19 protein-coding genes are annotated in these 23872 nt (G+C 63.1%); 15 read left to right on the plus strand and 4 right to left on the minus strand.

The features are described 5' to 3' along the window. Nucleotides 1-554: sigma-70 family RNA polymerase sigma factor (locus tag AACT07_RS20355; RefSeq protein ID WP_069529767.1), on the minus strand; the 554-nt coding region annotated here is incomplete at its 3' end. A 140-nt stretch (nt 555-694) separates the two neighbouring features. Beyond that, nucleotides 695-1261 carry an LON peptidase substrate-binding domain-containing protein gene (locus AACT07_RS20360; protein WP_069529768.1) on the minus strand — a complete coding sequence of 189 codons (567 nt, stop codon included), beginning with the start codon at nt 1259-1261 and terminating at the stop codon, nt 695-697. Between the two features lie 310 nt (nt 1262-1571). Here AACT07_RS20360 and argS point away from each other — a divergent pair, with 310 nt between their 5' ends. The 14 genes from argS (at nt 1572) to mgtE (ending at nt 19263) form a co-directional block, all read left to right on the plus strand. Beyond that, on the plus strand, nt 1572-3317 hold the full coding sequence (gene argS / locus AACT07_RS20365) for an arginine--tRNA ligase (RefSeq protein ID WP_069529769.1): 1746 nt from the start codon (nt 1572-1574) through the stop codon (nt 3315-3317). Between the two features lie 3 nt (nt 3318-3320). Beyond that, the gene (locus tag AACT07_RS20370; protein WP_005340771.1) at nt 3321-4166 is read left to right on the plus strand and encodes an SPOR domain-containing protein; all 846 of its coding nucleotides are present in this window, start codon (nt 3321-3323) and stop codon (nt 4164-4166) included. A 187-nt stretch (nt 4167-4353) separates the two neighbouring features. After that, nucleotides 4354-4887, plus strand: coding sequence for an ATP-dependent protease subunit HslV (hslV, locus tag AACT07_RS20375; RefSeq protein ID WP_005342555.1), 534 nt, complete (start codon nt 4354-4356; stop codon nt 4885-4887). Nucleotides 4888-4953: 66 nt separating this feature from the next. Further along, a complete protein-coding gene (hslU, locus tag AACT07_RS20380) occupies nt 4954-6282 on the plus strand; it encodes an HslU--HslV peptidase ATPase subunit (protein ID WP_005340773.1) in 1329 nt (442 codons plus the stop codon). Nucleotides 6283-6510: 228 nt separating this feature from the next. Further along, on the plus strand, nt 6511-7152 hold the full coding sequence (locus AACT07_RS20385; RefSeq protein WP_069529770.1) for a TetR/AcrR family transcriptional regulator: 642 nt from the start codon (nt 6511-6513) through the stop codon (nt 7150-7152). Between the two features lie 85 nt (nt 7153-7237). After that, the gene (hlyD, locus tag AACT07_RS20390; protein WP_069529771.1) at nt 7238-8206 is read left to right on the plus strand and encodes a secretion protein HlyD; all 969 of its coding nucleotides are present in this window, start codon (nt 7238-7240) and stop codon (nt 8204-8206) included. After that, nucleotides 8203-9972 (plus strand): ATP-binding cassette domain-containing protein, encoded by a 1770-nt coding sequence (locus AACT07_RS20395; protein ID WP_069529772.1) that lies wholly within the window; start codon nt 8203-8205, stop codon nt 9970-9972. The genes hlyD and AACT07_RS20395 overlap by 4 nt, the downstream gene beginning before the upstream one ends. Beyond that, complete coding sequence (locus AACT07_RS20400) at nt 9969-11078, plus strand: ABC transporter permease (protein WP_069529773.1); 1110 nt, start codon at nt 9969-9971, stop codon at nt 11076-11078. Before AACT07_RS20395 ends, AACT07_RS20400 begins: the two co-directional genes overlap by 4 nt. A 3-nt stretch (nt 11079-11081) precedes the next feature. Further along, a complete protein-coding gene (locus AACT07_RS20405; protein ID WP_005355575.1) occupies nt 11082-12170 on the plus strand; it encodes an ABC transporter permease in 1089 nt (362 codons plus the stop codon). Between the two features lie 296 nt (nt 12171-12466). Then, nucleotides 12467-15013: a nitrite reductase large subunit NirB gene (gene nirB / locus AACT07_RS20410; protein WP_069529774.1), complete on the plus strand. Its 2547-nt coding sequence runs from the start codon at nt 12467-12469 to the stop codon at nt 15011-15013. Continuing rightward, on the plus strand, nt 15013-15330 hold the full coding sequence (nirD, locus tag AACT07_RS20415) for a nitrite reductase small subunit NirD (RefSeq protein WP_029314869.1): 318 nt from the start codon (nt 15013-15015) through the stop codon (nt 15328-15330). Before nirB ends, nirD begins: the two co-directional genes overlap by 1 nt. Nucleotides 15331-15466: 136 nt before the next feature. Next, a complete protein-coding gene (gene nirC / locus AACT07_RS20420; RefSeq protein ID WP_069529775.1) occupies nt 15467-16279 on the plus strand; it encodes a nitrite transporter NirC in 813 nt (270 codons plus the stop codon). Nucleotides 16280-16291: 12 nt separating this feature from the next. Then, nucleotides 16292-17692 carry a siroheme synthase CysG gene (gene cysG, locus AACT07_RS20425; protein WP_069529776.1) on the plus strand — a complete coding sequence of 467 codons (1401 nt, stop codon included), beginning with the start codon at nt 16292-16294 and terminating at the stop codon, nt 17690-17692. Nucleotides 17693-17838: 146 nt separating this feature from the next. Next, nucleotides 17839-19263 carry a magnesium transporter gene (gene mgtE / locus AACT07_RS20430; protein WP_069529777.1) on the plus strand — a complete coding sequence of 475 codons (1425 nt, stop codon included), beginning with the start codon at nt 17839-17841 and terminating at the stop codon, nt 19261-19263. Nucleotides 19264-19344: 81 nt separating this feature from the next. On the opposite strand, the gene AACT07_RS20435 is transcribed toward mgtE, so the two are convergent. Then, nucleotides 19345-20286, minus strand: a complete 942-nt coding sequence (locus tag AACT07_RS20435) for a hypothetical protein (protein WP_069529778.1) — start codon at nt 20284-20286, stop codon at nt 19345-19347. Nucleotides 20287-20647: 361 nt separating this feature from the next. Between AACT07_RS20435 and AACT07_RS20440 the strand changes: the two genes are divergently transcribed. After that, nucleotides 20648-22639, plus strand: a complete 1992-nt coding sequence (locus tag AACT07_RS20440; protein WP_021230729.1) for a bifunctional 2',3'-cyclic-nucleotide 2'-phosphodiesterase/3'-nucleotidase — start codon at nt 20648-20650, stop codon at nt 22637-22639. 265 nt (nt 22640-22904) lie between these two features. Here AACT07_RS20440 and AACT07_RS20445 read toward each other — a convergent pair whose 3' ends face one another. After that, complete coding sequence (locus tag AACT07_RS20445) at nt 22905-23870, minus strand: ABC transporter permease (RefSeq protein WP_005340795.1); 966 nt, start codon at nt 23868-23870, stop codon at nt 22905-22907. Nucleotides 23871-23872: the final 2 nt, after the last annotated feature.

Genomic DNA, 23872 nt, shown 5'->3' on the forward strand with positions numbered 1-23872 from the left:
TCCACTTGCTCTTTCAGTTTCTGTAACGCCAGCCGCAGGCGGGACTTGATGGTACCGAGCGGCACGCCGAGTCGTTCCGCCAACTCCTGCTGGGAGAACTCCTGCAGATAGATGCCACGCACCACCTGCTGTTGCGGCTCCGGCAGGGTGCCCAAATAATGGGCCATCTGACGAGTCAGCACCGCATCTTCCCCCCCGCTCAGGTGCTCCTCTTCGGCCTGAAACTCCAGCACCGGCCACAGCTCCTCGGCACAGAGATCCTCCTTGCTGGCGCGACGACGGCGCAGCATGTCGAAGCACTGGTTGCGCATCACGGTGTAGATCCAGGTGGTCGGCGCCCCCTTCTCGGGGTGGTAGAGGCGCGCCTTCTGCCACACCAGCAGCATGGTCTCCTGCACCAGCTCCATGGCGTTGGCTTCGCTGCCGAGGTGGCGCAGGCCGTAGCTGCGAATACGCGGCGCAAAGTGTTGGAACAGGCGGGCAAAAGCAGCCTTGTCGGCCTGCTCTGCCACCCTGATCAGCAGAGATTTGAGGTCGCCATCCGGGTTATCCATCACGGGCGAGGTCCTGCGTATGGTCGAGTGTGGTTGGCCAGTATATGCCATTGCGCCATCCCTTTGGTGTGCTGTCGAACATGCTGTGGTGATGACTTGTACGGCGCTGCGGCAGTGGCGGATCAGCGGGTCAGAAAAAATCAGTGACTGGCCACCAGTACCCCCTTGAGCAGGGCGATGGCGGGCTGATTGTCGGCAGCGGCCAGCAGCAGTTGTTTCTGTTCAGGGGGGATCGGCAACACCTCCAGCCAGCGCTGGGCCACCCAGTTGCCATCGTCCCAGCGGGGGGCGGGATAGAGGGCGGCATAGTCGGGATAGTCGGCAAACACCTCTCGCAATGCCTCGACCAGCGGTTGCTGATCGGGATGGAGCCGGCGGGGCGGCCAGGCCGTCAGCGGCGTCACCTCGCCGATACGCAGGCCATCGGGCTCCTGCCACAGATCTTCTATCTGCACACGCTCCATCCCCTGCACCGTGATCCCCAGCATGCCGTCCGGCAGCCGGTCGAAATCGATGATGGTGACCCGGGTGGCGATGGGCAGCATGTTGCGCAGGGCGTCGGGCTGGCGAGGGTCCACCATGCAGAGGGCAAAGCCGGACTCCCCCGCCTCGGCGATCATCCGCTGGTATCTCGGTTCGAAGATCCGCAGCGGCATGATGCCGCCGGGCAGCAGGTGGGCAGATAGGGGAAACAGCGCCAGTCGCATCGCAAACTCCTCGGTTGGGAACCTCTGTTGATACGCCGGGCCAGAGGGAGGAGATCATTCCCGTCATCGGAAAGGAAAAACCCTTAACAATCAGGGGAAAATAGCCTGGACAAGCCGCTTCGATATGCAGTAGAAATGGATAAGCACCGTAATTTCCGCCCAATATTCTGGAATATGGCGCTAAACGCAGTGAAATATCCGCCCGACAGCGAGCGGCGGGTCATCCCTATAGTTTTCTCGGGCCGATGCGGGTAAAATTCACGCCCTTATATATCAGTCATTTTTCGACGCGCAACCTTGGTGGTCAGTTATGAAAGAGCATATTCATCATCTACTTGAACAAACGGTAGCCAATCTCAAGTCAGCAGGCGTCCTGCCGGCGGACCTGGAAGCCCGCGTGCAAGTAGACCGATGCAAGGAAAAAGCTCACGGCGACCTGGCTACCAACCTGGCCATGCTGCTGGCCAAACCGGCCCGCAAGAATCCCCGTGAGCTGGCGGCTGCCATCATCGAGCACCTGCCTGCCTCCGACCTGATCGCCAAGGTCGAGATCGCCGGCCCCGGCTTCATCAACTTCTTCTTCGACCAGCGCTGGCTGGCCGGTCAGGTCGAAGCCATGGTGACCTCTGCCAACGCCAACGTACGGTTGCCCGCGCCACAAACCGTGGTGGTGGACTACTCCGCCCCCAACGTGGCCAAAGAGATGGCGGTGCACCACATCCGCTCCACCGTACTCGGTGACGTGGCTGCGCGCGCGCTGGAATTCCTCGGCCACAAAGTGATCCGTGCCAACCACATCGGTGACTGGGGTACCCAGTTCGGCATGCTGATCGCCTATCTGGAGAAGATGTCCAACGAACACGCCAGTGACATGGCGCTCAAGGATCTGGAAGCCTTCTACACCCAGGCCAAGCGTTGCTACGACGAAGACGAAGCCTTCGCCGAGCGCGCCCGTAATTACGTGGTCAAGCTGCAGGGCGGCGATGAGTACTGCCGTACCATGTGGAAGAAGCTGGTCGACATGACCATGGAACAGAACCAGATCAACTACGACCGCCTGAATGTCTCCCTGACCAACAAGGACATCATGGGCGAGTCCATGTACAACGACATGCTGCCGGAGATCGTGGCCGACCTGAAAGCCAAGGGGCTGGCGGTCGAGAGCGAAGGCGCCACCGTTGTCTTCCTGGACGAGTTCAAGAACAAGGATGGCGAGGCCATGGGCGTCATCATCCAGAAGAGCGATGGCGGTTTCCTCTACACCACCACCGACATTGCCTGTGCCAAATACCGTTATGAGACCCTGGGCGCCGACCGTGTCATGTACTTCATCGACTCCCGTCAGCACCAGCACCTGATGCAGGCCTGGACCATCACCCGCAAGGCGGGCTATGTGCCGGAATCCGTACCGCTTGAGCACCACGCCTTCGGCATGATGCTGGGCAAGGATGGTCGTCCCTACAAGACCCGCTCCGGTGGTACCGTCAAGCTGGTTGACCTGCTGAACGAAGCGGAAGAGCGCGCCGCTGCCCTGCTGGAGAGCCGCAACAGCGACCTCTCTGCCGAAGAGAAGGCCAATGTGGTCAACGCCATCGCCATGGGCGCAGTCAAGTATGCGGACCTCTCCAAGAACCGCACCACCGACTACATCTTCGACTGGGATCTGATGCTGTCGTTTGAAGGCAACACTGCCCCTTACCTGCAGTACGCCTATACCCGTATCCAGTCCATCTTCCGCAAGGCCAACATCGATGCCGCTACCCTGACCGGCAACGTGACCCTTAACGAAGAGGCCGAAGAGGTGCTGGCCCAGAAACTGATCCAGTTCTCCGACGCGGTCAACGGTGTGGCCGACAAAGGCATGCCGCACCTGCTCTGTACCTACCTGTACGAGTTGTCCGGCAACTTCATGACCTTCTATGAAGCCTGCCCGATCAACAAGGATGGCGTGGACGAAGCAACCCGTCAGAGCCGTCTGCTGCTGTGCGCCGCCACCGCCAAGGTGCTGAAACTGGGCCTCGGCGTACTGGGCATCCATACCCTGGAGCGCATGTAATAGATGGCAACCCGGGATTATGTCGGCAGCCGCCCGCGACGTCGGGCGGGTGGCCGCAATACCAAGAAAGCGGCCCCTCGCCGCTTTCCTGTTATTCCAGTGCTGCTGGTCGTGGCACTGCTGGCAGGCTTTGGTGGCTTCCTTTACATGATCAATGGCAAGGGCAACGATGCCCCCACCATTGAGGAGCAGGTAAAGGCCAACAAGCCAAAAGCGCAGAATAACGGGCTGCCTCAGGAGAAGTGGAGCTACATCGAACGGCTTGAGAACAAGCAGGTCGATATCATAGAGCCGCCGACCCAGCCGGGTGTGCTGCCGCCACCACCGGCAGATACCATGACCCTGCAACCGGAAAAACTGCCGCAGCCGGTGCCGACCGACATTCCCCAACCGGGAACACCCATCGGCCAGCCCAAGCCCTATCAGCCCAATCCGGCGACCACCCCTTCCACCTCCGGTGCACCGGTTGCCAGCGCGCAAGAGCAGGTGATCGACCGCAAGGCCGAACGGGAACGGATGGAGCGGGAGATCCGCGCCGAGCTGGAACGGGAGCGGGCCGAAGCGGCCAAGGCCAAAGCGGCCACTCCGCCAGCCCAGACCGCAGCCGCCGACAGCGGTCGCTATATGATGCAGTGCGCCGCCCTGCGCTCGCAGGATTCCGCAGAGTCGCTCAAGGCGCGTATCGCCTTCACCGCTGGCCTCTCTTCCAGCCTGCAGGTGATCAATGGCGCCAACGGCACCGTCTACAAGGTGATGGTGGGCCCCTTCAACGGCAAGGCGGCCGCCGACGCGGCCAACAGCAAGCTGCAGAGCTCCGGCATCAGCGGCTGCATTCCCAAGAAAGGGTAATCCGCTTACCGATGACGCAGGGCCGGGTGGCAACACCCGGCCCTGTTCTTTTGGTGTCACTCGCACCCACGCTCTTTACTACCCCGTTTATCCCGACCAAAGGCAGGGTTGAAAAGCCCGTTTGCCATCCCCATCTTTCTTGCCATGCACAGTCAGGCCGTCATTCGGCTCAAGCGAGGTAAGTAAAGTGACTACCATAGTTTCAGTTCGCCGCAACGGTCAGGTCGTCATCGGTGGCGATGGCCAGGTCTCTCTTGGCAACACCGTCATGAAGGGCAACGCCCGCAAGGTTCATCGCCTCTATAACGGCAAGGTGCTGGCCGGTTTCGCTGGCGGTACCGCCGATGCCTTCACCCTGCTCGAACGCTTCGAAGCCAAACTGCAGGCCCATCAGGGTAATCTGGAGCGCGCCGCCGTGGCGCTGGCCAAAGACTGGCGCACCGATCGCGCCCTGCGCCGCCTCGAAGCGCTGCTGGCGGTCGCTGACGAACACAAATCCTTCATCATCACCGGCAACGGTGACGTGGTGCAGCCGGAGCACGATCTCATCGCCATCGGCAGCGGCGGCAACTTCGCCCAGTCCGCCGCCATCGCGCTGCTGGAAAACACCGAGCTGGATGCCAGGACCATTGTCGAGAAGTCCCTCAAGATTGCGGGCGACATCTGCGTCTTCACCAACGGCAACCACACCATCGAAGTGCTGGACTACGCAGCCAAATAAGGCCGCCAGCCAAACCCAATTTCCCAAGGGGTGGGCACTGCCCGCCCCGGATACAGGAACACCATCATGTCCGAGATGACCCCGAGAGAAATCGTCCACGAGCTGGACAGACACATCATTGGTCAGGCCGATGCCAAGCGCGCCGTTGCCGTTGCCCTGCGCAACCGCTGGCGCCGGATGCAACTCAACGAAGAGATGCGCCATGAAGTGACCCCGAAAAACATCCTGATGATCGGCCCGACCGGGGTCGGCAAGACCGAGATCGCCCGTCGTCTGGCCAAGCTGGCCAACGCCCCCTTCATCAAGGTGGAAGCGACCAAGTTCACCGAAGTGGGCTATGTCGGCAAGGAAGTGGACAGCATCATCCGCGATCTGACCGATGCCGCCATCAAGCTGGTGCGCGAAACCGAGATGGAGAAGATGAAATACCGCGCCGAGGAAGCCGCCGAAGAGCGCATCCTCGACGCCCTGCTGCCCAACCCGCGCAACACCTGGGGTGAGGAAGAGAAAGCCGACAACTCCAACACCCGCCAGATCTTCCGCAAGAAACTGCGGGAAGGTCAGCTGGATGACAAGGAGATCGAATTGGAGCTCTCCGCCTCCCCGATGGGCGTCGAAATCATGACCCCACCGGGCATGGAAGAGATGGCCAACCAGCTGCAGGGGCTGTTCCAGAACCTGGGCCAGAACCAGAAGAAGAAGCGCAAGATCAAGGTCAAAGAGGCCATGAAGGCGCTGATCGAAGAGGAAGCGGCCCGTCTGGTCAATCCGGAAGAGCTGAAGCAGAAAGCCATTGCTGCGGTCGAGAACAACGGCATCGTCTTCCTCGACGAGATCGACAAGATCTGCAAGCGCGGCGAAAGCTCCGGCCCCGATGTCTCCCGTGAAGGGGTACAGCGCGACCTGCTGCCGCTGGTTGAAGGTTGCACCGTCAACACCAAGCACGGCATGGTCAAGACCGACCACATCCTGTTTGTCGCCTCCGGCGCCTTCCAGATCGCCAAGCCGTCCGACCTCATCCCCGAGCTGCAGGGCCGTCTGCCGATCCGGGTCGAGCTGACCGCCCTGACCACAGATGACTTCGAGCGCATCCTGACCGAACCGAACGCCTCGCTGACCGATCAGTACAAGGCGCTGATGGCCACCGAAGGGGTCAACATCGAGTTCACCAAGGATGGCATCCGCCGTCTGGCTGAAGCGGCCTGGCAGGTCAACGAGCGTACCGAGAACATCGGTGCCCGTCGTCTGCACACCGTGATGGAGCGCCTGATGGAAGATATCTCCTACGACGCCTCCGAGAAGTCCGGCGAGACCTTTGTCATCGACACCGACTACGTCAACGCCCATCTCGGTGCGCTTGTCGAGGATGAGGATCTGAGCCGCTTTATTCTGTAAGCGCGATCGATGGACCTGAAAACGCCTCCCTTGTGGAGGCGTTTTTATTTCTCCACCACCTGCGGCAACCCGTTCAATCCCAAGCCGTTTCGAAACGTCCTCTTGCCAACGCCCACCGTTTTTCATCCCTGCTGAAATTTGCTCAAAAAAAGATCTGTTCACTTCTGCTCGATTGATTTATACATACGTATAAATCAGATCAAAATCTGTGCAACAGGAACCAGAACGATGAATCCAACCCGGCAGAAACTGCTCGATACCGGCCTCGCCATCGCCACCGAGAAGGGGCTGCGCGGCCTGACGGTGCGCGAGCTGGCGGCGGCGGCCGAGGTGAACCTCGGCTCCTTCGTCTACCACTTCGGCAACCGCGACGCCTTTATCGATGAGCTGGTAGAGCTCTGGTACTCCCCCCTCTATGACGAGCTCAAATCGGTGGCAGCCAAAGGTTCCTACCCCTCTGCCATCGCCATGTTCGAGGCCACCATGGAGGCGCTGATTGGGCTGGTGGCGCGCCAGCGCGGCTTTATCAACCACCTGTTTGGCGATGCGCTGGCAGGCGAAGGGGCGGCCCAGCGTTTTCTGCTCAGCCTGCCGCGCCGCCATCCCCTGCTGCTGATCGAACAGGTACGGATGGCACAGGCGGAAGGGTCGCTGGTCGCGGGTCACCCGCTCCAGCTGATGATCTTCATCATGGGGTCGGTCGGCCTGCCGCTGGTGATCGCCGGCAGCGGTCGTCAGCTCGGCTGGCTGCCTGAACAGGCCGCCCCCTTTATCAGCCAGATAGACAACCCCGAGGCCGCCAGACAGCGGCTGGTATGGGCCCTGCGCGGCCTGCGCCCCACCGACATGAAAGAAGGAGAAGCGGCATGAAACAACGTATCGCGATGGTAGCTCTGCTGCTGGCCGTTCTCAGTGGTTACCTCTGGTTGCAGAGCCATCCTCAAGGAGAAGCGGTATGAAGCAACGCATTGCCATCGCAGCCCTGCTGCTAACCGTTATCGGTGGCTACCTCTGGTGGCAGGGGCGACCCGCCGACGGCTCCATCCTCTACGGCAACGTCGATATTCGCGACGTCAATCTGGCCTTTCGGGTCGGCGGCCGCGTCGATCAGGTGCTGGTCGATGAGGGGGATAGGGTAAAAGCCGGTCAACTGCTGGCCCGCCTCGATCCGGTTCCCCTCACCCATAGCCGCGACAGCGCTCGCGCCAATCTGGCTGCGCTCACGGCCGCCAACACCTTGATCCACAAAGGCTATCGCAGCGAAGAGACCGACCGTGCCCGAGCCGCACTCGCCGCCGCCGAAGCCGCTGCGCTGGAGGCCGACCAGCAGTGGCGCCGCCAGAGCGCATTGGCGGCCACCGGCGCCATCTCCCGCGGTCAGCTCGATACTGCCCGCTCCCAGCGGGATCAGACCCAGGCGCAGGTGCGCTCCGCCCGCGAACAGCTCGCCCAGCTCGAAACCGGCTACCGCCCGGAGGAAATCGCCCAGTCCGATGCCCAGCTGGAAGGGGCCAAAGCGGCGCTTGCCAGTGCCGAACTGGCGCTGGCGGATGCCACCCTGACCGCCCCCAGCGATGGCATCATCATCAGTCGCGCCATCGAGAACGGCAGCATGGTGCAGAGCGGAGCGACCGCCTTCAATCTCTCCCTGACCGCGCCGGTCTGGGTGCGCGCCTATGTGGAGGAGCCCTGGCTCGGTCACTTCCCGAGCGGCGCCAAAGTGACCCTCACCACCGACTCGCGGCCCGATCAGCCCTATCACGGGGTGGTGGGCTTTGTCTCGCCGACCGCCGAGTTCACCCCGAAATCGGTGGAGACGCCGGATCTTCGCACTCACCTCGTCTACCGGCTGCGCATCGTGGTACAGGATCCAGACCCGGCCCTGCGCCAAGGGATGCCGGTCACCGTCAGGCTGGCCCCATGAGCTGCGCCATCTCCCTCGAGGGGCTCACCAAACGCTTTGGTGAGCGGGTCGCCCTCAACGCCATCTCGGCCACCATTCCGGCTGGCGGCATCACCGGGCTGGTCGGCCCCGACGGCGCGGGCAAGAGCACTTTGCTACGCCTGCTGGCCGGTCTGCTGATCCCCGAAGCGGGCACCATCCGGGTGCTGGGGCTGGACCCGGTGAGCGAGGGGGACCTGCTGCGTCAGCGCCTCGGCTACATGCCCCAGCAGTTCGGCCTCTACGAGGATCTCAGCGTGCTGGAGAACCTCACCCTCTACGCTGACTTGCGCGGCGTACTGGAGCCCGAACGCACGCCCACCTTCGCGCGGCTGCTCGCCTTCACCGATCTTGCCCGCTTCACCGCAAGGCCGGCAGGCAAGCTCTCTGGCGGGATGAAGCAGAAGCTCGGGTTGGCCTGCGCCCTGCTCGGCACCCCGGATGTGCTGCTGCTCGACGAACCGGGGGTCGGGGTAGATCCCATCTCCCGCCGCGCCCTCTGGCAGATGGTTCGCGAGCTGGCAAAAGGGGGGATGACGGTGCTCTGGAGTACCGCCTATCTCGATGAGGCGGAGCTGTGCGACCACGTGCTGCTGATGGCGGATGGCGAGGTGCGCACCAGCGGCACCCCGGCCGATCTGATGGGAGCCATGGCCAGCCGCTGCTGGCTGCTGGAGGCGGGGCAACTGGATGGCCGCGAGCGGCGCGCCCTGCTGCGCCGGGCACTGGCTCACCGGGCGGTGATGGATGGCGCGGTGGCGGGGGAGCGGGTTCGCCTGCTGCTGCACCCGGGCATGACGCCCCCGCCGCTCCCGGAGCTACAGCTGGCCAACGGCGCCTTTCAACCAGCCCAGCCTCGGCTGGAGGATGCCTTTATCGACTTGCTCGGCGGCGGCCCCGGCGGGGAGTCGAGTCTGGCAGCCGGGATGCGGGAAGCCGAACTGCCGCAGGGAGTCTCCCCCGAGGCGGTGATCGAGGCGCGCCACCTCACCAAGCGCTTCGGCGATTTTGCCGCCACCGATGATGTCAGCTTTGCGGTGCGCCGCGGCGAGATCTTCGGCCTGCTCGGCCCCAATGGGGCGGGCAAGTCCACCACCTTCAAGATGGAGTGCGGCCTGCTGCGCCCGAGCGAGGGACAGGCGCTGGTGACCGGCATCGATCTGGCCCACAGCCCCTCGGCGGCGCGCCAGCGCCTCGGCTACATGGCGCAGAAGTTCTCCCTCTACAAGCAGCTCACCGTGGCCCAGAACCTCTCCTTCTTCGCCGGTATCTACGGCCTGTTCGGCCGCCACCAGCAGACGCGGATCGACGCCATGGTGACTGCCTTTGCCCTCGCCCCCTGGCTCGATCAGAAGGCGGAATCCCTGCCACTCGGCCTGCGCCAGCGCTTATCGCTGGCCTGCGCCCTGCTGCACGAGCCGCCGCTGCTGTTTCTCGACGAGCCCACCTCCGGGGTCGATCCGGTGACCCGGCGCGAGTTCTGGTCGCACATCAACGCGCTGGCCGACCACGGCGTCACCGTGCTGGTCACTACCCACTTTATGGATGAGGCGGAGTATTGCGACCGCATCGCCCTCATCTATCGCGGCAAGCTGCTGGCGCTCGGCACTCCGGACGATCTCAAGGGGCTGGCCGCCAAAGAGGCGGCGACTTCTCTGCCAACCGGCTCCTTGCCGACCTGTTCTTTGCCAACAATGGAAGAGGCCTTTATCACCCTGGTCGAACGGGCCAGCGAGGAGGAAGCATGAGCATCAACCGTCGGCGACTGCTGGCCCTCTGCCGCAAGGAGACGCTGCAAATCATCCGTGACCCGAGCAGCATCCTCATCGCCTTCATCATGCCGGTGGTGCTGCTGGTGGTGATGGGTTACGCCATCAATCTCGATGTGGACCATCTGCGCCTCGGCATCTGGCGTACCGACAGCGGCGCCCCGGCGGTGCGGCTGGAGCAGGCCCTGCGCGGCTCAACCGCGCTGGAGATCCACCGCGGCCCGAGCAAGGAGTCCCTGCTCGCCAGTCTGGCCCGTGGCGAGATCCGCGGCCTGCTGGTGATCGATGACGGCTTCTCCCGCGCGCTGGCCGGTCAGGGCAATGGCACGCCGCAGGCGCTGCTGCTGACCGATGGCTCCGAGCCCAACACCGCCAACTTCGTCACCAACTATGTGCAGGGGATCTGGCAGGGGTGGCTCGCTGGCGAGGGGGTAGCCATGCCGGTGTCGATAGAGAGCCGCGCCTGGTTCAACCCGGCGCTGGTGAGCCGCAACTTTCTGGTGCCGGGCTCCATTGCGGTGGTGATGACCATCATAGGCGCCCTGCTCACCTCGCTGGTGGTGGCGCGGGAGTGGGAGCGCGGCACCATGGAGGCGCTGCTCGCCACCCCGGTCACCAAGGGGGAGCTGCTGCTCTCCAAGCTGCTGCCCTACTATGGCCTCGGCATCATTGCCATGCTGCTCTGCCTGCTCTTCTCGGTGGCGGTAATGGGTGTGCCATGGCGCGGCTCCCTGCTGCTGCTCTTTCTGGTCACCAGCGTCTTTCTCGGCAGCGCCCTCGGGCTCGGGTTGTTTCTCTCCACCGTGATGCGCAGCCAGTTCAACGCCGCACAGGCGGCGCTGATCGCTGCGTTTCTGCCCGCGGTGATGCTGTCGGGCTTCGTGTTCGAGATCGCCAGCATGCCGCCGCTGCTGCGGGCCATCACTCACCTCATTCCGGCCCGCTACTTCGCGAGCTCCCTGCAGACCCTCTATCAGGCGGGCAGCGTCTTCTCGATCCTGCTGGTCAACGGTTTCTGTCTGCTGCTGCTGGCCGCTTTCTGGCTGGCCCTGACCGCCCGCAAGACGCGGCGCACTCTGGAGTAACCCATGCTGATCCGACTCTGGTGGCTGATCCGAAAAGAGCTGCAGGCCCTGATGGGCAATACTCAGGGGCGCTTTCTGCTCATCATGCCGGTGCTGCTGCAAACCGCCCTCTTCCCGTTCGCCGCCACGCTGGAGGTGACCGGCAACACGCTGGCCATCTACAACCAGGATGGCGGTGCCCAGAGCCGCGAGCTGCTGGAGCGCCTCACCCATATGCCCGCCTTTACCACTATCATCCCGGTGCAGGGCGAGGCGGGCATGACCGAGGCCATCACCGGGCAGCAGGCGCTGCTCGGGCTGATTATTCCGGGGGATTTCTCGCGCCGGCTGGCGCGCGGCGAACCGGCCAAGGTGCAGCTGATCATCGACGGGCGCCGCTCCAACGGTGGTCAGGTGGCGGCGGGCTACATCAGTCAGGTGATCGCCCGCTGGCAAAGTGAGGGCAAGGGGCAACCCGAGCTGGCGGTACGCAACCTCTACAACCCCAACGTCGAGTTCCACTGGCATATCCTGCCGGCGCTGGTGGCCATCATCACCACCACCGGCTGTCTGATTGTCACCGCCCTCTCGGTCGCGCGGGAGCGGGAAGAGGGCACCTTCGATCAGTTGCTGGTCTCCCCCCTCACCGCAGGCTGGATCATGGCGGGCAAGGCGGTGCCCGGCATCATGGTGGCGGTGGGGCAAGGGTGCATAGTCGCGCTGGCCGCCCGTTTTGTCTTTCACCTCCCCTTTGCCGGCAGCCTCAGCCTGCTGATGGCGGGCATGGTCTGCTACGGGCTGGCGCTGGCCGGGATCGGGCTCTTCATCTCGTCGTTCTGCTCGACCCAGCAGCAGGCCTTTCTCGGGGTCTTCTCCTTCACCGTACCGGCGGTGATCCTCTCGGGCTACATCTCGCCGGTGGAGAACATGCCGCAGGTGTTCCAGTGGCTGGCGGCCATCGACCCCCTCACCCACTTCATCGTGCTGCTCAAGGGGGTCTTCCTCAAGGGGTTTGACTGGTCGGCCGCCTGGCCCCTGCTCTGGCCGCTGCTCGCCATCGCCGGCGTCACCCTGTCGCTGGCGCTCGCCATGTTCCGCCGCCATATCGCCTGACGTGCCGCCTTGATCAGCTCATGCCGGTCTCGCCCAGTGCGAGACCGGCCTTTTTCCGACAGAAGTTTTCACTCCCCGGCTTTTGCTAAAGCGCTCTTGCTCTCAGCCATCCCTAACTCCAAGCCAGCGCAGAAATCATCAACTGGTATACCTATTTTTGTATATCTTTGAATTTTATCGAATTACCCCTGACGAGATATATAAATAGACACTTGATTTGCATCAATTGCCCGCCCCGACTGACTGGGTAGCCTAGCCCCAGAATGATGTTTTATTACTCCAAACTAGAGGCAATCATGAGCAAAGTCAGACTGGTCGTTGTGGGTAACGGCATGGTGGGGCACCGCTTCATCGAAGAGTTGATCGAGCGGGCCGACCCGGGCCACTACGAGATCACCGTCTTCGGTGCAGAACCCCGTCCCGCCTACGATCGCGTCCATCTATCCTCCTACTTCTCCCATCACACCAGCGAAGATCTCTCCCTCGTCAAACCCGGTTTCTACGACAAGCACGGCATCCGCCTGCTGCTCGGCGAAGCGGTGAAAAAAATCGACAGGGCCAACCGCGAAGTGCACTCCAACAAGGGCACTGTGGTCGGGTACGACAAGCTGGTGCTGGCCACCGGCTCCTACCCCTGGGTGCCGCCCATCCAGGGCAGTCAGCACCATGAGTGCTTCGTCTATCGCACCATCGAGGATCTGAAAACCATCCGCAGCGCCGCCAGGAGCGGCAAGAGCGGGGTGGTGATCGGTGGCGGCCTGCTTGGCCTCGAAGCCGCCGGCGCCCTCAAGGCGCTGGGTCTCGAGACCCACGTGGTGGAATTTGCCCCTGTGCTGATGGCCGAGCAGCTCGACGGTCAGGGCGGCCAGCTGCTGCGCCGCAAGATTGAATCCATGGGGGTGCAGGTACACACCAGCAAGAGCACCAGCGAGATCCTGATGCATGGCGGCGAGCAGGCGAAACACCGCCTCGCCTTTGCTGACGGCAGCCAGCTTGAAGTGGATGTGGTGGTCTTCTCCACCGGTATCCGTCCGCAAGATACCCTTGGCCGTTACGGTAATCTCGCCATCGCCGAGCGCGGCGGCATCGTCATCGACGCTCACTGCCTCACCTCAGACCCCGACATCTACGCCATCGGCGAGTGCGCCGCCTGGCAGGGCCGCTTCTTCGGGCTGGTGGCACCGGGCTACAAGATGGCCCAGATCACCGTCGACCATCTGCAGGGCGGCGACAGCCGCTTCGAGGGGGCGGACATGAGCGCCAAGCTCAAGCTGCTCGGCGTCTCCGTCGGCTCCATCGGTGATGCCCACGGCCGCACTCCGGGCAGCCACAGCTATGTGTTTCAGGACGATCAGGCTGGCGTCTACAAGAAGATCGTGGTGAGCGAGGACAACAGCCGATTGCTCGGCGCCGTGCTGGTGGGTGACGTGGAAGATTACGGCAACCTGCTGCAGATGATGCTCAACGCCCTGCCGCTGCCGAGCCACCCGGACACCCTGATCCTGCCCGCCTACGCCGGAGCCAAACCGACGCTGGGGGTGGATGCCCTGCCGGAGAGCGCCCAGATCTGCTCCTGCTTCGACGTCTCCAAAGGGGACATCGCCAAGGCCGTAGCCGAGGGTCACACCACGCTGGCCGCCATCAAACAGCACACCAAGGCCGGTACCGGCTGCGGCGGCTGTGTGCCGCTCATCAGTCAGGTGCTCAACGCCGAGCTGGTGAAGCAGGGCATCGAGGTCAACAACCACCTCTGCGCCCACTTCCCCCACTCCCGTCAGGAGCTGTTCCATCTGGTCAAGGTGGAGGGGATCAAGAGCTTCGACGAGCTGCTGGCCAAACACGGTCAGGGCTATGGCTGCGAGGTGTGCAAACCGACCGTCGCCTCCATCCTCGCCTCCTGCTGGAACGAGCATGTGCTGAGCCCGCGCAACACCCCGCTGCAGGACACCAACGACATCTTCCTCGGCAACATGCAGAAGGACGGCAGCTACTCCGTCATCCCGCGCATGGCGGGCGGTGAAGTGACCCCGGAAGGGCTGCTGGCGGTGGCCGAAGTGGCCCGCGACTACAAGCTCTACACCAAGATCACCGGCGCCCAGCGCATCGGTCTGTTCGGGGCCCAGAAGGACGATCTGCCCGCCATCTGGCGCAAGCTGCTGGCGGCCGGATTCGAGACCGGTCAGGCCTACGCCAAGGCACTGCGCATGGCCAAAACCTGCGTCGGCAGCACCTGGTGCCGCTTCGGCGTGCAGGACAGCGTTGGCCTCGGGGTCTTCCTCGAGAACCGCTACAAGGGGATTCGCACCCCGCACAAGATGAAGTTCGGCGTCTCCGGCTGTACCCGCGAATGCGCGGAGGCCCAGGGTAAGGATGTCGGCATCATCGCCACCGACGCGGGCTGGAACCTCTATGTGGGCGGCAACGGCGGTATGAAGCCGCGCCACGCCGACCTGCTGGCGTCTGACCTCGACCGCGAGACCCTCATCCAGCTGATTGACCGCTTTATGATGTTCTACGTCACCAGCGCCGACAAACTGCAGCGCACCTCGGTCTGGCTCGGCAATCTGGAAGGGGGCGTCGACTACCTGCGCGAGGTGATCGTCGACGACAAGCTGGGGCTGGCCGACACGCTGGAACGCGATATCCAGACCCTCATCGACAGCTACGAGTGCGAATGGTCGCGCACCCTCAATGAAGAGGAAGCGCTCAAGCGTTTCAGCCACTTCATCAACAGCGACAAGCGCGACCCGGACGTGCAGTTCGTCAGCGAACGCGACCAGCACCGACCGGCGACCCCGGCCGAGCGCATCCCCGTCTACCAGATCGAGGTGGAAACCAAATGATGAAACTTGCCTGCCAACTCAACGACATCCTGCCGGGCACCGGCGTCTGTGCACTCATTGAAGGTCGCCAGATCGCTCTGTTCCGCCCGAGCGCGGCCGCCGAGGTGTTCGCCATCGACAACCGGGATCCCTTCTTCGCCGCCAACGTGCTGTCGCGGGGCCTGATTTGCGAACACGACGGCGAGCTCTGGGTGGCCAGCCCGCTCAAGAAGCAGCGCTTTCGCCTGAGCGACGGCCACTGTTTCGACAACCCTGAGATGTCGGTGCAGAGCTACCCCGTTGAAGTGCGCGACCAGCAGGTCTGGGTCGCCGTCTAACACCAGACCCCACCCCGGCCCTCCCCTTCACAGGGAAGGGAGCAAAAAGCCCCTCCCCCTTGACAAGGGGGAGGCAGGGAGGGGGTTAAAAAACAGTCAGGGCTGCCCGCGGGCGGCCCTCTTGAAGGAAACAAAGATGTATACCGAAACCATTAACAAGTGCGCCGCCAACGCGGCCCGCATCAACCGCTTCGAGCGCAGCGACAAGCTCGGCTTCTGGCTCAGCTCCGCCATGGCGGGGGCCTATGTGGGCCTTGGCATCATCCTCATCTTCACCCTCGGCAATCTGGTGGATCCCGCCATCCGGCCGCTGGTGATGGGGGCCACCTTCGGCATCGCTCTGACCCTGGTGATCATCGCCGGCTCCGAGCTGTTTACCGGCCACACCATGTTCCTCACCTTCGGGGTGAAGACCGGCAAAATCACCATGGCCGACCTGCTGCGTATCCTGCCGCAGACCTGGGCGGGCAACCTGATTGGCTCCATCCTGGTGGCGCTGATCTACTCCTACGGCGGCAGCCTGCTGCCGGACGCGGGCAGTCTGGCCCACAAGGTGGCGCTGGCCAAAACCCAGGCACCTGCCCTGACCCTGTTTATGAAGGGGATCCTCTGCAACTGGCTGGTCTGCCTTGCCATCTGGATGGCGCTGCGCACCGAGGGTGCCGCCAAGTTCATCGCCATCTGGTGGTGCCTGCTGGCCTTTATCGCCTCCGGCTACGAACACTCCATCGCCAACATGACCCTGTTCGCCCTCTCCTGGTTTGGTGCCCACTCGGATGCCTACACCCTGAGCGGCATCGGCCACAACCTGCTGTGGGTGACGCTGGGCAACACCGTCTCCGGCGCCCTCTTCATGGGCCTCGGCTACTGGTATGCCACCCCCAAGGCTGAGCGCCCGGTCGCGGTGAGCGAGACCACCAGCACCGCCAGCCAGACCCAAACCGCCTGATCAGGAGGCCCCATGGACTACTTGCCCATCTTTTGCCGACTCGACAACAAACCCGTGCTGCTGGTCGGCGGCGGCGAGGTAGCGGAGCGCAAGGCGCGCCTGCTGCTGGATGCCGGTGCCCACCTCACCGTGGTCGCCCCCGAGCTCGACCCAGAGCTGGCGGAACTGGCGGCCAACGGCAGCATCGAGTGGCTGGCCGGCGAATTTGCGCCGCAGCAACTGGCGGGCAAGTGGCTGGTGGTGGCCGCCACCGATCGGCGCGAGGTGAATGCCCTGGTCTACCAGAGCGCCAATCAGGCGCGGATCTTTGCCAACGTGGTGGATGACCCGAAACGCTCCAGCTTCATCATGCCGTCGATCATCGACCGCTCGCCGCTGATGGTGGCCATCTCCTCCGGTGGCAAGGCGCCGGTGCTGGCCCGCTTGCTGCGGGAAAAACTCGAAGCCCTGCTGCCCCAGCATCTGGGCGCCGTGGCGACCTTTGCCGGCAGCCTGCGGGAGCGGGTCAAGGCGCGCTTCGCCAGCATGGGGGAGCGGCGCCGCTTCTGGGAACGGCTGCTCGGGGCCGACCGGCTCGGGCAGGCGCTGGCGCGGGGCGATAGCGCCTCTGCCCACCAGCTGGCCGACAGCCTGTTTGCCGACGAGCGCCAGAGCGCTGGCGAAGTGGTACTGGTGGGGGCTGGCCCCGGCGATCCCGGCCTGCTCACCCTGCACGCCCTGCGCCAGATGCAGCAGGCGGACGTGGTGGTCTATGACCGGCTGGTCTCCGATGAGGTGATGGCCCTGGTGCGCCGGGATGCCAAGCGCATCTTCGTCGGCAAGCAGGCGGGCAACCACTGCGTACCGCAGGAGGGGATTAACCAGCTCTTGCTGGAAGAGGCGCAGAAGGGGCAACGGGTAGTGCGGCTGAAGGGGGGCGACCCCTTTATCTTCGGTCGCGGCGGCGAGGAGCTGGAGACGCTGGTCGGCAGCGGCATCGGCTTTCAGGTGGTGCCGGGGATCACCGCGGCCAGCGGCTGCGCCGCCTACGCCGGTATTCCGCTGACCCACCGCGATCACGCCCAGAGCGTGCGTTTCGTCACCGCCCACGGCAAGGGGGGCGCCCGGGATCTCGACTGGCCGCTGCTCGCCAAGGACAAACAGACGCTGGTGTTCTACATGGGGCTCTCATCCTGCGCCACCATCCGCGAGCAGCTGCTGGCCCACGGCAAGGCAGGCAACACCCCGGTGGCGCTGATCGAGCGCGGCACCCAACCCTGCCAGCGGGTCATTCGCGGCACTCTCGATGAGCTACCCGCGCTGGCGGTGGGGGTCGAGAGTCCTGCCCTGATCATGGTGGGCTCGGTGGTGACCCTGGCCGACCGGCTCGCCTGGTTTGGCGAGGCCCCGCAGCGCCAGCGAGCCCTCGCCTGAGGGATCATCGGCAACTCACCATGAGGCCACCAGCAGGTGGCCTCACTTTTACCCCCCTCTTCTCCCATCACGGTCATAACCTGTTGTTTTAAGTCTGGTATCCTATGGGCATTGAGCCCTTGGCTACCATCTCAGGAATTCATCCCATGTCTCTTCCCATCAAGAACAGCGCCAGGCAGCGCGCGGATGACAGATCCCGCATTCTCAGCCTGCTGCTGCGCGATGATGCCCTCACCGACAGCCTGCTCGACCCGCAGGTGGTGCAGGATGCCGAGCAGCGCGATCAGACCAGCGAACTCACTGCGCTGGTCAACGGGTTGCCCGCCGCCGACGTCGCCGATGCGCTGGAGTCGCTGCCGCCCGATGAGCGTCATGCCCTGTGGGCGCTGGTGGAGGAGGAGAAGCGCGGCCAGATCCTGGTCGAAGCGTCGGAGACGGTGTGGGACAGCCTCATCAGCGGGATGAGCGACAAGGAGCTGCTGCACGCCCTGCGCACCCTGGATATCGACGACCAGATCTATCTGGGCCAGTACCTGCCGCGCAACCTGATGGGGCGGCTGCTCACCTATATGGCCCCCGCCGACCGGGATCGGGTGCGGGAGGTGATCCGCTACGGCAAGCACACCGTCGGCGCCATGATGGACTTCGAGATCATCACCATCCGCCCCGAGGTGACGCTCGCCACGGTGCAGCGCTATCTGCGCCTGCGCGGCAAGATCCCCGCCAACACCGACAAGCTGTTCGTCATCGATCGGCGCAACCACCTGCTGGGGGAGCTGGCCCTCACCACTGTACTGCTGCACAAGCCCGCTACCCTGGTGAGCGATGTGATGGAGCGAGATCCGGTCACCTTCGATCCGGAGGATAACGACGAAGCGGCGGCCCGCACCTTCGAGCGGGATGACCTGCTCTCCGCCGCCGTGGTGGATGGCAAGGGCAAGCTGATGGGCCGCCTCACCGTCGAAGAGGTGGTGGATCTGGTCTATGAGGAGAGTGACACCGACCTGCGCCGGATGGGGGGTATCAGCGAGGATGAAGACGTGTTCGCGCCCGTCTCCAAGGCGGTCAAGACCCGCTGGGCCTGGCTTGCCATCAACCTCTGCACCGCCTTTGTCGCCTCGCGGGTGATCGGCCTGTTCGAGCACACCATCTCCCAGCTGGTAGCACTGGCGGCGCTGATGCCCATCGTCGCCGGGATCGGCGGCAACACCGGCAACCAGACCATCACCATGATAGTGCGGGCGCTGGCGTTGCAGCACATTCAGGCGGGCAACCTCTCCTTCCTGCTGCTGCGGGAACTCGGCGTCGCCTTTATCAACGGGCTGGTGTGGGGCGGCACCATGGGCATTGCCACCTATCTGCTCTATCAGGATGCGGCGCTCGGCGCCGTGATGACGCTCGCCATGATGCTCAACCTGCTGGTGGCGGCGTTGATGGGGGTGATTATCCCCATGACCATGACCCGCCTCGGCCGCGACCCGGCAGTCGGTGCCAGCGTGATGATCACCGCCATCACCGACACCGGCGGCTTCTTTATCTTCCTCGGGCTGGCGACCCTGTTCCTGCTGTAAACCGTGCGTTGAAAACAACAAGGGAGCCACTGGCTCCCTTGTTGTTTCAGGCGCGTTTGCCCGCCCCTGCCGTTGGGCTGCTTATCGCTTGTCAGCGGTGATCAGCAAGCCATTGGTGTCGGGGAAACCGATGACCAGCGCCTCTTTTTTGGCATCCGTGGTAAAGGTGGTGACATAGGCAACTCTGTTATCCATCGCCCGGGCCAGAGCAGCATTCCAGAGGTTTTCGATCGGCGTGGCTGCAGCGGATTGCTTGAAGTTGCACTTGCCAAACCCAGTCATGGTCAGCTTGCTCAACCCGGCCGTCGCACTCCCCTCGCCCACCAGCGTACAACCTGCCGCCGGAAACTCGATCGCTACCGTCAGCTTGCCGCCGTTGTTGGTGGTATCCACCTTGCCCACCATGTCGCTGCTGAAGCCATCGCTGTCCGTGGCACTCCAGCTGGCCGTGGTTACCGCTTTGGTGGTCAGGGCCGTCACCGCCACATGACCGCTGAAACCGGAATAGATGGGGGAGTTGTCGGAGAACTTGGTGCCGGTTCGGGTGAAATCAAAAACCCAGCGCTTGATCTCCTTGCCCTGCAGATCGATGACCGGCTGATCCTGGAAGGTGATGAGGTTGTGGTCGTTGGTCACCGAGCTGAGCGCCGTGCTGGTGCCGAGCCGTTCGCTGTTGCGGATCAACTGCACCGGGTAGATCCCGTCTTTGTCGGCTTTCTGGTCAGCCTGACCCAGCCACTGGCTGTTGGTCTCGACCTTGCCCACCTGATGATCCACCCAGACACCCCAGTACTGCACGGTTTCACCCTTCGGGTAGACCAGCGCCAGACCATCCAGATCCTTGATCATGCGCGGCGTCGCCTTGTCGCCGTCGCGGCTCATCAGATTCGCTTGGTAAAGACCCGCCTCCGGCAGGGCCAGTGGCACCCGCTTGGCAATACTGTTGGCAGCTTTTTCGCTGTCACAGGCAGACAGGGCCGCAGCGCAGGCGATGGCCAGCAGCGCTTTGTTGTGCATTTTCATGAAGTTTTATTCCTTGCTGTCGCTTTGTAATTTTTAGATGCAATCAATCGCCGCTGAATTTAAGGGAAAGGTCATCTATCAGTCGAATGGAGATCTGTAACCAACCATTACAGCCTCGCAGGAGCGGCAGGCCGCGCCGCTTGCCCCGACCGCACAGCGGTGACGACAACAGGGTGACTAACAGTGAAATAGCATTGAGGGTTGCGGCCCTGAAGCAAGACAAAAAAGAGATTAAAATCAGATCTATAACTCTATTAACAGGAGGGTAATTAGCCCGAATTGCCAGCCTGCTCACAATCGGATTCTTTTGCTGTCGATAGAATGCACCACGCTGGCATACCCATAACAAGAGAATCCAACAATGAAAACCACCCTCAAACTGAGCGCGGTGGCAGTTATCTTTTTGCTGTCCGGCTGTGACGACAACAACTCTCAGGCCCCCGGTGATCTCACCCTGCGGCTGATCGAAACCTCTGATATCCACTCCAACCTGCTGAGTTACGACTACTACCAGAACAAGCCGGATGCCTCGCTGGGCTTCGCCCGCACCGCTGTGCTGATCCGCAAGGCCCGCGAAGAGAACGCCAACAACTTGCTGATCGACAACGGCGACCTGATCCAGGGCACCCCGCTGGCCGACTATATTCACGACCAGCAGGTCAAACAGCAGTGGCTGAGCAAGCAGACCCACCCCGCCATCAAGGCGCTCAACACCATGAGCTATGATGTCGGCAACCTGGGCAACCACGAATTCAACTTCGGTCTCGACTTCCTCTCCGAGACCCTGAAAGGGGCCAACTACCCCTACATCAACGCCAACGTCTTCCAGGCCGATGCCTTCAGCCGTGATGGCAAGGGCACCATCGACTGGAGCAAGCAGAAGTTCAAACCCTATGTGGTGCTGGATCGTCAGGTGAAGGATGCCAACGGCAATACCCAGACCATCAAGGTCGGTGTGCTGGGCCTGACTCCGCCCCAGATCACCCAGTGGGACAAGCGCAATCTGGAAGGCAAGGTGGTGGTGGCCGATATGGTCGAGACCGCCGAGCACTATGTACCCGAAATCCGCGCCAAGGGCGCTGACATCGTCGTGGTCGTGGCCCACACCGGCATCATTGGTGACCCGCGCGAACCCATGATGGAGAATGCCGCCCTGCCGCTGGCCAAAGTGAAAGGGGTCGATGCCCTGCTGCTGGGCCACGCCCACCGCACCTTCCCGGGCGACTACCCCAACATGACCGACGTGGACAACGAGAAAGGCACCCTGGCGGGCGTACCGACCGTGATGCCGGGCGTCTGGGGTAACCACCTCGGCATCATCGACCTGCACATGACCTGGAAAGAGGGTCGCTGGGAAGTGGCCTCCAGCCAGTCCCAGCTGCGCAAGATCGACAGCAGCGCCAGCAGCACCGAAGATCAGGCGGTGGTCGATCAGGTCATTGCCGAGCACGAGCAGGCCAACCAGTGGCTGGACGAGCCCCTCAGCAAGATCACCAAGCCAATCCACAGCTTCTTCGCGCTGGTGCAGGATGACCCCTCCATCCAGATCGTCAGCGACGCCCAGCTGTGGCATGCCAAGAAACTGCAACAGGATGGTCAGCTCAAGGAGAAATGGCCCATCCTCTCCGCCGCCGCGCCATTCCGTGGCGGTCGCAACGGCCCGACCGACTTCACCTATGTACCGGCTGGCGATATCTCCCTGCGCAACGTGGCCGACCTCTATGTCTACCCCAACACCCTACAGGTGGTCGCCATCAATGGCGCGACCGTACAGGAGTGGCTGGAGAAGAGCGCCGTCCAGTTCAACAAGATCGATGCCGCCAGCACCGCCACCCAGTGGCTGGTGAACGAGAAGTACCGCACCTACAACTTCGACGTGATTGACGGGGTGAACTATCAGGTCGATGTGACCAAACCCGCCCGTTACGATGTGGATGGCAACAAGGTGAGCGACAGCTATCGCATCACCAACCTCACCTATCAGGGCAAGGCAATCGACCCGGCCCAGATGTTCTACGTGGTGACCAACAACTACCGCGCCAGCGGTGGTGGCAACTTCCCGGGCATCAACGCCAAGGTGATCGTCCATGAAGATCAGTTCGAAACCCGCGAAGTGCTCTCCGAATACCTCAAGGATCTGGCAGAGAAGAATCCGGCCGGTTTCGAGCCCCCGGCAGACAACAACTGGCAGCTGGCCCCCCTGCCCGCCAATCTGGATCTGCGCATCTACAGCTCGCCACGCAGCGAGGCGCAAGCCCTGACCGGTGGCAAGCTGAACTATGTGGAGACCCTGCCGCCCACCGATGCCAAACACCCCGGCTTTGGTGTCTACAAGCTGGTGCTGGCACCCTGAGCCTCAGGGTTAATCCGGCAATAACCTCTGCAACCCCCTCCTGATACGAGGGGGTTTTTGATGGTGCAGGCAGAGGGTCAGCTCTTGTACGCCAGCCGCCACCTGCGGCAGTTCACGCAGCCCCTTTATCCCTTCACGCCATCATCCCCCTCTATCACACCATCCAGATCCCGGCTGGCCTGCCCCATACCGCCCATAAAAGAACAGGCCCACCGAAGTGGGCCTGCTGTTATCAGGGTGGGTGGGAGTATCGCGATAAAGGGCGCTACTCCCGCTCCTTCACATAAGGTGTACCAAGCGCCTTGGGCGCCACGGCGCGGCCGATAAAACCGGCCAGCAGGAACACGGTCAGAATGTAGGGCAGTGCCTCGATGGCCTGCACCGGAATAGCGAAACCACCGATGCTGACCCCTTGCAGCCGGATGGCGACCGCATCGAGGAAGCCGAACAGCAGACAGGCTGCCATGGCGTTCCAGGGGCGCCACTTGCCGAACACCAGCGCCGCCAGCGCCATAAAGCCCTTGCCCGCACTCATGTTGGGGATGAACTGGGCCGTCTGGGCCACCGCCAGATAGGTGCCACCGATACCGGCCAGCAGGCCGCCGATGAGGAGCGCGGTGTAGCGCATCCGCACCACAGAGATACCGGCGGTATCGACCGCTGCGGGCGCCTCACCCACCGCCCGCAGACGCAGACCGAAGCGGGTACGGAACATCACCCACCAGGCCAGCGGTACGCAGGCAAACGCCACGTACTCCAGCAGGGAGTGGCCGCTCAACAGCTCGCTGTAGAGCTGGCCGATCACCGGCACATCCCACAACTCCTTGGCATAGGGCAGATCGATGGGGGCGAAACGGGCATCACCGGAGAGCGCCGGAGTCTGGCCACCCTGATCGAACCAGTAACGGCCCAGGGTAACGGTCAGACCGGCCGCCAGAATGTTGATGGCCATGCCGCTCACCACCTGATCACCGCGATGGGTGATGGTGGCAAAGCCGTGCATCAGGGCAAACAGGATGGAGACACCCACCCCGGCACCCAGACCTACCCAGGCAGAACCGGAGACCGCCGCCGCCGCACCACTGGCGAACGCCGCCGCCAGCAGTTTGCCTTCCAGCGCGATGTTGACCACCCCGGAGCGCTCGCAGAACATGCCCGCCATGGCGGCCAGAATCAACGGCGGCGCAGTACGAATGGTCGCATCCAGCATCAGGATCAGAATTTCAAACATGA

Source organism: Aeromonas sp. ANP5, from assembly GCF_963870295.1.
Lineage (GTDB): Bacteria > Pseudomonadota > Gammaproteobacteria > Enterobacterales > Aeromonadaceae > Aeromonas > Aeromonas veronii.